An 11,941-nucleotide genomic window follows, 5' to 3' on the forward strand; every position below is an offset into this window, starting at 1 on the left:
ACCGACCGCGGCCAACAACTATCTACCGCACCCCGGCGCCTTGATCAGCGTGGACTGTCTCCCCCCACAAAAGAGATGGTGACCATGACAACCCCGACACCGTTGCATCAAAGCCAGATAACCCGATCGTTACCGAAATGGAGCAAGGCGCTCCAACCCACGCATACGCGCAAAGTGGTGCAGAGCCTGTACAAGGAGTACCTCGATGAAGATGGCACCCCTTACTCGTGGTATGCCACTGCCGATGAGCCCATGCGTGAGCAGTTGCACAAGGCGTTGCAAACCCGTAACAAACGGCTGGCGCAGGTCAAGCAGGCGCTGGGCGAGTTCAAGGACATCATCGCGTTCTGCGGCCCTCTGTTGACCGAGCGGTTGAAGCTGAATGTACCCGTAGACAGGGCGCAGTATGTCTTCCAGCCCTTTGAGTCAGAGGCCAACATCTGGGTTGGCGTTCCCGATGTGGAAACGCCTTTGGTCCCGGACGTGGAAGCGGATGTGCTGGCCACCCGCCCCGTAGGCCAGCCGCAAACACGCAGTTTGCTGGAGGCTGCCCTGCACAACTTCGAGGGGCTGGACGAAGTCGGTCCCTACAGCAGGCTCACCGACGCCGCTGGCAGCGACACGCCCCTGGCAGGCCTGACGATGGCGGACTTCGTGAGACATTGTCGGGCACTGGACCTTGGCAAACGCTATCAAGACCATTTGCTTGCAACCCATGAAGGCGCCAATCGCGCTGAAATCCAGCGCCTGTCGATTGCAGCGAACCGTGAGGCCTTGAGGGTCCAGGCATTGATCGCCAAGCTCAAAGGCCTGCTGAGCCAGGCCGGGCTCGATGCGCTTGGGCAACTGTGCGACGGCAAGCCTCACCCCACCTATGAAAACGAGGCGTTGCATTGCTGGCACTTCAACCTGTTCGATACCCCCGTCCACGAAATACTGTTCATCGGGCCAGACAACCCTTACCGCAAGAACCCCTGCATTGTGTATGTCCCTGGCGACAGCGAGCACCCGGTCAGGGAGTTCGCTTCTCGTCAGGAAGCGGGCAAGCACCTGCGCAGCCGGCTATTGCAAAGCGAGTTTCGCCGCGCCTTGGTGCATTTCGCCTACAAGGACAGGCAAAAAGAACTCGCCGTAAAGCTGGAAATCGCGCTGTTCGAAGAGGATGAAGCGGGCATACGCAAACCCCGCATCATGCCAGTGATCCCTTTCACGCTCTCGCCAATCCGAACCGACCCTTGGACGTCCTTGCACAACGCACACCTTGCGCGCATGAAGGCCGACGCAAAAACCATTGCTGTGCCTACCGCCGAAGTCGACGCCAACGCCCGCAATGAGCGTCTGAAGTACTGGTTCGACCTGGGGATGAACGTGCTGAATGTCGCCGCGTTCTTCGTGCCGGGGCTGAACACGGTCATGCTAGGCGTTTTTGCTTACGACCTGATGAGCTCTGTTTTCACCGGGTTCGAGGCCTGGGAAGAAGGTGATACCCGGCAGGCACTGGCGCAGTTGGAATCGCTGGCCATCAACGCGGGCGTGATTGCCGGCTTTGCAGTGGGCACCAGGGTCGTCCAGGCGTCTGGCTTTGTCGATGCACTGAAACGTGTATGGCATGAAGACAAGGAAGTGCTTTGGCACCCCGACATGAAACCCTATACGAGCACGGCGGCTATTCCTGAGGAGGCTCAACCCGATTTGCTCGGCCATGTGCACGTCGACGGAAAGACCTACCTGAAGCTGGATGGGACCCTGTACGAGGTGTTTCAGGGCGCTGATCAGCAATGGCGCGTGCGCCACCCTGATGACGCGCAGGCCTATGCCCCACGCTTGCTGCATCAGGGTAACGCCCGCTGGCAACTGGCCCATGAACAGCCTCTGGAATGGGACCGCGAACAGCTCGCGCGCCGCCTCGGCAGCCATAGCGCAGGCCTGGACGACAGCGAACTGGACCATGCCATGCGCACTACCGGTACCGATCCAGATGTGCTGCGCCGTGCCCAGGCAGCGGGCCTGCCTCCACCCGCTTTGTTGATCGACACGCTGCAGCGGTTGCAACTGGACAATCAGACACAACAGATCATCAACTGCGTACGCCATGGGTTGCCGCTGGCTGCGTACAAGAACTTTGCCTTGCCTGAGTTGCTGCGCCTGCCGGGGTGGCCCGAGGGGAACGTGCTGAAGGTTTACCAAGGGCCAGAACCCTGGGGCGAATCGGTGCGCTACGGCCCCCCTCACACGCTGGGCCAGACAGAAATCGAAATTACCCGTACCGACCTGGACAATGGCCAGTTGAGCCAGACCGTGCTGGATCAGATGGATGAAGAAGCCATTGAGCAGTTGCTCGGTGACACACCAACCGAGCACCGATCGTCCGCACTGAACAACAAGCTCGCGCAACACCTGGAACAGCATCGCGAGGCGCTGTTCGAGAGCCTGCAACAACGACGCCGTCCCACACACCCACCCACTGCACAAACCCTCGCCCGGCATTTTCCCGGGCTGCCGGACAGCGCGCTTGAAGCATTGCTTGCCAACCTCAGCAACGCCGAACGGGAACGCCTGACCAACGGACGGGTGCCGCTTCGCGTTGCCGAGGAAGCACGCCTTCTGCAAGCTCGAGCGCGGCTTGATCGTGCCCTCCTCGGCCTGTTCAGGCCCAGCCTGGCCAACGACGACAGTCTACGCATCAAGCAGGCGCTGCAAGCCGCGCACCCGCAGGCTGACCCGGCCCGGTTGCTGCAACTTGCCCTTGACGATCGCCAGCACTGCGCCTCACTGATCGGCCAGCAACCCATCAACCCCAGGTTCCGCTCCCCTTTGCGGTTGGCCAACGGCCAGCTGGGCTATCCCCTGAGCGGCCGTGGCCTGCAAGGACGAGCCTTGCCGGCTGCACGTCGACTCCGGGCGCTCTACCCCGAACTCAGCAGCGAGCAAATCAGTGGGCTACAAGCCGAACTGGCTCGAGGAGGCGACCTGGGTAGCGCGATCAACCAGCTGGAGGTCGAGCAGCGTACCCTCAACCGGGATCTCAACCGTTGGGTAAGCACCGCCCGCACCCTTGAAGAGCGCTTTGATCGCCAGCAATGCACCGAGCGACTGATGAGTGCTTCCCGCCGTGAAGGCGGCGCGCAACGCGCAGTGCTGGTACTGAGCCATATGCAACTGGAAGCGCTGCCAGCGTTCACTGCCCGTATGCCGCATATACGGCACCTCGTCCTTGAGGGGTTGCAGATGCGACGCCTGGAGGGCGGCTTCCTGGCAAACTTCCCTGACCTGGGCACCCTGGAAATTATCGGTAACCCGGAGATGGACGCTGAAGCATTGTTCGAGGCGCTCAAGTCTGCCCCACGGCTACGCGAGCTGGGCCTGACAGGCAATGGCTTGACTACCCTTTCAGCCACTGCCCAGCAGGCCATTGGGGCGATGCCTGGCCTGCGGGTACTCGGCCTCAGCCGTAACCGGCTGCGGCTCGATAATGCCAGCCTCGCCTTCCTGACGCGTTTGCCCCTGGATGGACTTGGCCTGGGCAGCAACCAGATCACACTGGATGAGAGCCTGGCCGCCCAGTTTCAGGACATGATCCATCCCAAGGTACTGCACATGTCGGGCAACCCACTGCGGCTGGCGCCAGACCTGCGCTTCATGGCCCGCCTCAGCCACCTGGACCTTGACCGCTGCGAACTGCAGCAGTGGCCCGACAGCCTGACCGTCCTGATGAGCCAGCCCCAGTACCAACTGCGCTACCTGAACCTGTCGTCCAACCGCATTCGTACCCTGCCAGACTTGCCTGGTGTGCTGCGTACCCCGTTTGCCCGCGATGTCGCCGCGCACTTGCCGGAGCGCCGCTGGCTGTTCAACTACAACACCCTGGAAGCCCAGACACGAGCACGCCTGGGCAGCAGCGGCGTCAACGTCTTCGAGCACGCAGAAGACGTGCCACTGTGGCAAGGCATTTTCCGTGGCGAGGCGAGCAGTGCCGAGGAGCAACTGTGGAGCGACCTGTTTGACCAAGGTGAAAACGCAGCGCTGCTGGGCGTACTCGAACGTCTTGCCCAATCGGCAGAAGCGCAGCGTGATGGCGAGGCCCTGAGGGCACGCGTCTGGAAGCTGTTGGATGACGCGGCCCGCGACACCGCGCTGCGTGAACGCCTCGCCACCGTGGCCGGCGACTTCCCGCCAACCTGTGGCGACGCAGGTGCCGACGCGTTCAGTGCCTTGGAGATAGAAGTGCTGGCCCACGAAGCGGCAGCCGTCGCCGGTAGTCGACCCGCTGATCTACTGAGCCTGTATGGCAAGTTGTATCGACGCAGTCAGGTCAATCAACTGGCCGATCGCATCAGCTGGAGAAGGTCCTTGCGCAAACAGGCACTGCTCGACGGGGCCTTCGATGAAAACCTCCCCCCCTACGATGAGCTGGACGACCCCTCAGCCTTTCCAGACAGCGAACTTCAAACGGGGCTGGTGGACGATGTCGAGGTACGTTTGGCTCTGCGCCAGTCGTTGGCCAGCGCGCTGGACTACCCTGAGCCGAGCCGAGGCATGCTGTACCGCAATACGGCCAGAATCAACGACACAATCATCGAAATGGTGAAAGCTGCGGTCCGTTCCCTGGACAGGGATGCCATCGCTCGGGAGCAATGGTTGACCCAGCAGCCGGGCTGGGTCGAGTACTTGAAACGAGAGCATGCGGCACAGTTCAGCCTGATCACCGACTTCTGGCGGCCAGGCCTTGACTACCTCTATTACTGCCTGGATGAAACCGCCGACCCGGTGACATCCCTGGACAGCTCTGTGCGACGAGCCTTGGCCAGGGTCATGCCTGAAAGCCCGGTGGATGCTGAGGGCAGGCTGCGGCGCGTGGTGCTCAACGAGCAGCAGTATCGCCAGGGCGTTGACGCGCTGACTGCCGAGCAGCAGCAGGTTGAAACCGGTCTGCTGACCAGCCTCACCCGCCAGACGCAAACAATCGGCCGCTGACCCCCACTCACTGCCCGCGCAGGTCTTCGAAGAAGGCCTGCTTGCCGTCCACCTGGCTGGACGCCCGTGGGGCCGCTGCGGCGTCACCACTGACGGCCTCCACGTGCCAATAGCAGTGCTGCACTGCACGGGTCACCGCCACGTAGGCCAAGCGCTGCACTTCTTCCTTCTGTGCCGAGTCGAACGGTTGGGCATCACCTGCCTTGCCCAGCCCGGCCTGACGGTATACCTGGTTCTTGTAGGGTGAGCTGGTCAGGTACTGGCAGTCACCCAGCATGAACACCGCATCGGCCTGTAAACCCTTGGCACTGTGGTAGGTCAGCTGGCGCAGCCGGCGCTGCTCGGCCGGAAGCGCCGCGTCGGCGTGCAACACGCTTTGCAGGTGCTCGTTCATCAACGCTCGGTCACTGCCCTTGCGGTACAGCATCATGACCGTCTCACCCCGCTGGTAATGCTCGACAAGCGTTTCGCCCAACGCAGCCTCGTCACGGTCGAACACCTTGACCGGCGAGCCGGGCAACTCAGCCGCCGGGCCACTGGCGCGGGCTTTCTTGCCGGCAATCGCCGGGGTGCCCTTGACCAGGTGCTCGGCCGCATCGATCACCTGTTGCTGGCATCGGTAGTTGTCGACCAGCATCACCCGCGTGTTGGCCGGCGACGGGAACGCCTTGGTGAACTCCATGAAATACTTGGGCGAGCTACCACGCCAGCCGTAGATCGATTGCCAGTCGTCCCCCACGCACAGCAACGACGAATGCTGGGCATGGCGCCCGGTGTGCATGGCCGGGCCGCGGCGCCGTATTTCGGCGAGGCTGGCACGCAACCAACTGACGATCTGTGGCGACACGTCCTGGAACTCGTCGATCATCAGGTGCGCCAGCGGCCGCAGCAACGGATCGGGCAGCAAATGCAGGTTTTCTGGGTTGTTCTCGCCAAACAAGGCGAACATGCGGTTGTAGCTCATCACCGGCGGCGACTGGTCCAGCAGGTGCGCTTCCAGGGCTTTCCAGTACAGCGCCAGGGCCTCGAAGAACAGTGCATCGCTGTCGCCGGACGGAAAGCTCATCGCCGCCACCGCTTTGTTCACCTCCAACCCAAGGTTTTCGATGAAATTGGCCGCACTGACGAACGCATCCAGCAGCGGCGCCGGGGCCAGTTCGCCCTTGACCTTGTACTCGAAGCCAGGCCCGGCCACGGCATCGCCCGCCAACGATGCCGCCAGGCGCCTGGCCATGGCGTAGTTGTCGAGCCAGATCAGCGGCCTGTCGCAGAACGCCTGCAACAGTGTGCGCTTGACCGCCCACTCGGCACGCACGGTCAGCTTGGCGCCGGGGCGCTGGTACTGCGCGCTTTGTGCGGGGTCGAAGCCCAGCACCACCAAAGGCCCCTGGCCTTCCAGGCGGCCATGCACATGGAAGCGGCTGCCACGGATGTCGACCGTTTCGCGGCAGGGCTCGATGCCCTTGATCGGCCAGACGCCGGCGGCGAACCACAGGTCCTCGATCACGTCGCACAGTTCTTCGTCGCGCTGGGCGGCCAATTGGGTCACCTGTGCGCGCTTCTGCACATCGGGGTTGTTCGGGTCCAGCGGTTTCAGTTGCAAGGCTTCGCTGCGCAACTGGCCGACCAGCTCGGCAAAACGCGGGCTCTCGCCCAGCAAGCTGCTGTAGCACTGGTTCAGCTGCTGGCGCTGGGCATCGTTCAGGCGCAGGTCGAACGGGTTGCTGTCGGCCTCGGCCTCACGCCCGGCAGGCATCTCGTGGCCCAGTGTTTCAAATGCACGCACCTGGCCGAAGCCCGGCAGGCTGCGCACCAGCGGCAGGATGCGCGAATGGAACGTGCGCACCAGCTCGCGGGCCTGCGCAGGCTGCAGGTTGATCTGCCACAGGGCGAACACCTGCAGCAGGCGCTTGATGAAGTCCTTGCGCGACTCGCGGGTGAAGGTGACTACGGTCATCGCATCCAGCTCGTAACCCAGGTAATGACGCAGCAGCAGGATACGCAGCACCAGCGACGTGGACTTGCCTGCCCCGGCGCCTGCCACCACGCAGGTAGACGGGGTGTCACTGAAGATCAGCTTCCATTGCGCGGCGCTGGGCTGGGCTTCGGCGGGCAGGCGCTGGGCGACATCGGCCTTGAAGCGCTTCTTCAACTCGGCCGTCAACGGCAGGCGCCAGTCGTCGAACAAGTTGTCATCCTGGCCTGGCACGGCGGCGCTGTCGGGGCGCGTATCGCGGATCACCAGCACCTGGCGCCCCGCTTCATAGCCCTCCACCCGACCACGCTCGAACCCTTCACGCACGCCATCGGCATGGCCAGTGCGCTGGCCTGTGGCGTGGCCGAGGAACCACGAGTCGCGGTGCTGGGCTTGCAGGCGGGTCAGGCCACGCCCCAGCAAGCGGGCGGCCAGGCGGCGAAACCAGGGCAACTGGGCAGGAGGGGTAAGGTCGGCGGGGGCCAAGGGTTGCTCGTGGGCCACGGTCACTCCGTTGAAAATCAAAACAGCAGGCATGTTCGCCGCATCGACGAAAAATCGCCAGCGAATGCTTGCAGATCAGTGGATTAGGCGATGAAGCGAATAAAACGCCACACAAAAAGCATCTATAAAACAGATTGTTTTAAGCCGATATTTACGCTTATTTTCGATGTTTCTTTAGCGCATCATGGCGTCATTCCACTGATTCAAGGAGCACGACCATGCTGCAACTGCGACCCTTCGAAAGCCTCGGCCACGCCAACCATGGCTGGCTCGATGCCCACCACCATTTCTCGTTTGCCGAGTACTACGACCCGGCACGCATGCACTGGGGTAACCTGCGGGTTTGGAACGACGACCTGATCGCGGCCGGCAGCGGCTTCCCACCGCACCCGCACCGCGACATGGAAATCATCACGTATGTGCGTGAAGGCGCGATCAGCCATCAGGACAGCCTGGGCAACAAGGGCCGTACCGAAGCCGGTGATGTTCAGGTCATGAGCGCCGGTACCGGCATTGTGCACAGCGAGTACAACCTGGAAGACATCGATACACGAATTTTCCAGATCTGGATCGTGCCAGAGCGCACCGGTGAAGCACCGCAGTGGGGTAGCCGGCCGTTCCCCAAAGGCGAGCGCGGCGAAGGCTTCGTGACCTTGGCCAGCGGCCGCGCGGGTGACGAAGACAGCCTGCAGATCCGTACCGATGCCCGTCTGGTGGCTGCCACCCTGCGGGCGGGTGAAACCGCCGAGTACCGCTTCGATGCCGCACGCCGGGGTTACCTGGTGCCGGCCAAGGGGCTGGTGGAAGTCAACGGGTTGCGGGCCAAGGCGCGCGATGGCGTGGCGATCGAGCAGGAAGAGGTGCTGCGGGTGACCGCCATCGAGGACAGCGAGATCGTGCTTGTGGATGTGGCCTGAAAACCAGGCCTGTGACAATCCATGTCGCAGCGCAAGGCGGCTCCCATAAAACCCTGCTAACCCGTCGGGTTAGCAGGGTTTTATGGGGGCACGCTTGCGGCCCTGGGCCTGCCCGGCTATCGCAAGGCAGCCTTCAAATATTGGCGCCATCAGCCAGCCTGCACTAGCGTTGTGCTACCAGCCAGCCCAACGTTCCTGCGGAGTACTCGATCATCATGCCGGACCTGCGCCCGAACCCGACGCTGTGCCTGGAGTACCGTGCCGAACAGCCCATTCACCACGCTTTCATCCAGCAGGCCAGCCGCTGCCCGGCGGCCATTGCCATCATTGGCCAGCACACAACCTGCAACTACTCCCAACTGGAGCAGATCAGCGCGGGCATTGCCGCGTTTCTGGTTAAAAACGCCACCAGCGGCACCGATCGTGTGGTCATCGTCACCCGCCGCAGCGCCGCCCTGGTATACGCCATGCTCGGCTGCCTGCGTGCCGGCCTGGCCTTCACCGTTGCTGACGCCGCTTACCCTGCCGCGCGTATCGAGCAAATCGTCAACACCCTGAAGCCTGCGGTGATACTGCGCTGTGCCGAGGCAACCGTCGACGTCGGCCAGCCCATGGTCGTCACGGTGCCTGAAGCCCCCGCGGAGGCGCTGCAGGCCTTCCCTCGCCAACCTGTCGCGCTGCCCGCTGTCAGCCCTGAGCAGCCGGCCTACATCACCTTCACCTCGGGCAGCACCGGTGAACCCAAGGGCATCGTTACCCACCACGCACCGCTGGTGCACTTCATCGACTGGCATGTGCGCCAGCACGGCTTTACCCAGGCCGACACCTTCTCGCTGCTTTCTGGCCTGGGCCACGACCCGGTATACCGCGACGTGTTCACGCCACTGTCGCTTGGCGCGACCATTGCCTGCCCGGCGCAGTCGACCCTGACCGACCCCTCACGGCTGGCCAGCTGGCTTCAGCAGCACGGTGTGAGCGTGATCCACCTCACCCCGCCGCTGGGCAAGCTGATCGAAACTGGCGCACACCTGAACGGCCAGGTTCTCGACCACCTGCGCTACCTGTTCTGGGGTGGCGATGCACTCAGCCCGACGCAGTACCAGCAGGTCCGCGCCATCGCACCGAATGCCGTCAATGTGAACTTCTACGGCACCACCGAAACCCCACAGGCCATGGCTTTCCATACCCTCGACCCGGAAATGGACAATGCCCGGGTGCCCTTGGGCAAAGGCATTGCCGATGCACAATTGCTGGTGATAAACCCGGCCAACCAGCTGGTCAGCGAGGGCGAGACAGGCGAAATCCTGATCCGCAGCCCCTACCTGTCGCGGGGATACTGGGGCGACCCGGGGCTGACCGAAGCCAAATTCATCGCCAACCCGTTCACCGCTGACGCGGCCGACCGCTGTTACCGCACGGGTGACCTGGGCACCTACCTAGCCGATGGCAGCGCCAGTTTTCTGGGGCGCGCTGACAGCCAGGTGAAAATCCGGGGGCATCGCATCGAGCTGGCAGAAATCGAGAACGCCATCTGCCGTCACCCGCACATAGGGCAATGCGTGGTCCTGGCCAACCACGAGGGTGCATCGACCCGGCTGGTGGCCTATTGCGTCGCGCAGCAAGCCATCCGTGTTGACGAACTGCGCCAGGCCCTCAGCGGCCAGCTGCCTGACTATATGGTTCCGGCGCTGTTCGTGTTCCTTGATGCCCTGCCGCTCACCCCCAACGGCAAAGTCGACAAACGCGCGCTGCCTGCTGCATTTGACGACAGTATCAGCCCACCGTTGTCACCCTTGGCCGAAAAGCTGAGTACAGCCTGGGCACGCATCCTCCAGGTACCGCGCCTGGACGCCAGGTTGAGCTTTGTCGAGCTGGGCGGCGACTCGCTGTCGTTCGTGCAGGCTTCGCGCGTGCTCGAAGCACTCATCGGCCACCTGCCTGAACGTTGGGAAACCCTGCCGGTGTGCCAGCTGGCCGAGCTGAGTGCGCCACCCAAAGGCACGTGGCGGGTTATGGAGATGCCGGTGTTCATCCGCATGCTCGCCATCATCCTGATTGTGGTCGGCCACCTGGGCGAGTTCGACCACTGGCTGATCGTCGGCGAAACCTCGGTGCTGTTTCTGGTCTCCGGCATCGCCCTGGCGCGCTTTCAGCTCAAGGCCATCGAAGCGCGTGGCGATGCACGCACGCTGCTCAGGTCACTGGCAGCCATCGTGGTGCCAACACTGTTGTATACCGCATTGATCCAGCTGGTATTCGACCGGCTGCATTGGCAATCGCTGCTGCTGGTTTCCAACTGGTTCCCCGCCAGCGAGGTCAGCCTGTTCAACTATTGGTACATCGAAGTGTTGGTGCAGATGATCGTGATCATTGGCCTGGTGCTGTCGATCAAGCGCGTGCGCCAGGTGCTGGTTGCCGACCCGTTTCGCTGGCTGATCATCGCTGCCTGTGCACTGGTAGCGCTGGATGTGCTCCTCAACCAGTTCGTGTTCGACGCCAGTGCCCTGCTCAACCGGGTACCCCAGCACTTCCTGGCGGTGATGGTGCTGGGCATGGCCGTGCACCATGCCGACACGCCCTCACGCAAATGGGTGGCCAGTGCGGTGGCCGTGCTGGTGGTGGGTGAGCTGGACCTGATGGCGGTTGCCGGTGTTGGCTGGCAAGCGCTCACACACTATGTCGACATCGCCCTGCCAGCGATACTGGCGCTTGTCTGGTTCCGCTCGGTACCAGTACCCGCCCTGGTTGCACGGGCAGGTGCGGTGATCGCTTCGTCAACCTTGTATATCTACCTGACGCATTTCCAGTTCGAGTCGGTGGCGGAGCATGTTTTCAGGCACCCGCTGTTCGAGGTGGCCCTGGCACTCGCTGGAGGGGTACTGGTGAGCTATTGCTGGAACACCCTGTTGCGCCTGCTGTTTACCCGCAGGCGCAAACAGCACCAGGCGCGTGGAGCCGATCCAGCTGAACGCGTCACCTCTGCCTGAACGAAGATGACCCCGCCGGCGCATGCACTACGCGCGTCCGGCCAGTTCAGCCAGCACCTCGGCCGAGGTAGTGACCTGGCGGAAGTGGTGCTTCCACAGGTCGGTACCCAGCTTGCCCGAACGGTCCAGCGACGACCCTATTGTCATGTCTGTCACCAGCGTGGGCATCAGCCCTGCATCGAACAGGGCAAAGCCGGCGGCCAGCACGCAGGTTTCGGTCTGCAACCCACACACCAGCACCCGCTCTACACCCAATTGCCGGATGTAGTCGATAGCTTCGGCACTTTGCCCATAGCCATGCTTGACGAACACCTGGTCGGCCTCGACCAGGCTTTCGTCCTCGGCCGCCGGGTGCCAACCGAGCTGGCGCTCGAACGGCGTGACCTGTTCATCGTGCAACTCGACCGAGGCTATGGTGGGAATGTTCGCTGACAACCGCCGCAAACCATCGACCAGCCACTCGGGTGGGCTGAAGGTGGACTGAACATCGACGATGAGCAAAACCTGGCGCATGGGCGGATTCCGGCACGGGCAAAAGGCGCGAAGTATAACGCGAAGCAACTGCCGTGGTCGCTGGACAGGCC

5 protein-coding genes are annotated in these 11,941 nt (G+C 62.8%); 3 read left to right on the plus strand and 2 right to left on the minus strand.

Going from position 1 to position 11,941, the window contains the following annotated elements; genetic code table 11:
- Window positions 1-84 precede the first annotated feature (84 nt).
- Window positions 85-4,974 (plus strand): NEL-type E3 ubiquitin ligase domain-containing protein, encoded by a 4,890-nt coding sequence (locus REH59_RS17770; RefSeq protein WP_320450337.1) that lies wholly within the window; start codon window positions 85-87, stop codon window positions 4,972-4,974.
- 7 nt (window positions 4,975-4,981) lie between these two features.
- Here the strand turns inward: REH59_RS17770 and REH59_RS17775 are convergent, their stop codons facing one another.
- Window positions 4,982-7,486 carry a UvrD-helicase domain-containing protein gene (locus tag REH59_RS17775; RefSeq protein WP_014860844.1) on the minus strand — a complete coding sequence of 835 codons (2,505 nt, stop codon included), beginning with the start codon at window positions 7,484-7,486 and terminating at the stop codon, window positions 4,982-4,984.
- Window positions 7,487-7,671: 185 nt separating this feature from the next.
- Here REH59_RS17775 and REH59_RS17780 point away from each other — a divergent pair, with 185 nt between their 5' ends.
- Window positions 7,672-8,370, plus strand: a complete 699-nt coding sequence (locus REH59_RS17780; RefSeq protein ID WP_014860845.1) for a pirin family protein — start codon at window positions 7,672-7,674, stop codon at window positions 8,368-8,370.
- 215 nt (window positions 8,371-8,585) lie between these two features.
- Window positions 8,586-11,357 carry an amino acid adenylation domain-containing protein gene (locus REH59_RS17785; RefSeq protein ID WP_014860846.1) on the plus strand — a complete coding sequence of 924 codons (2,772 nt, stop codon included), beginning with the start codon at window positions 8,586-8,588 and terminating at the stop codon, window positions 11,355-11,357.
- A gap of 27 nt (window positions 11,358-11,384) precedes the next feature.
- Here the strand turns inward: REH59_RS17785 and REH59_RS17790 are convergent, their stop codons facing one another.
- Window positions 11,385-11,870 carry an isochorismatase family protein gene (locus REH59_RS17790; protein WP_003250798.1) on the minus strand — a complete coding sequence of 162 codons (486 nt, stop codon included), beginning with the start codon at window positions 11,868-11,870 and terminating at the stop codon, window positions 11,385-11,387.
- Window positions 11,871-11,941 lie beyond the last annotated feature (71 nt).

The organism is Pseudomonas sp. BO3-4 (assembly GCF_034044115.1).
In the GTDB taxonomy this organism is placed as follows: Bacteria; Pseudomonadota; Gammaproteobacteria; order Pseudomonadales; family Pseudomonadaceae; genus Aquipseudomonas; species Aquipseudomonas alloputida.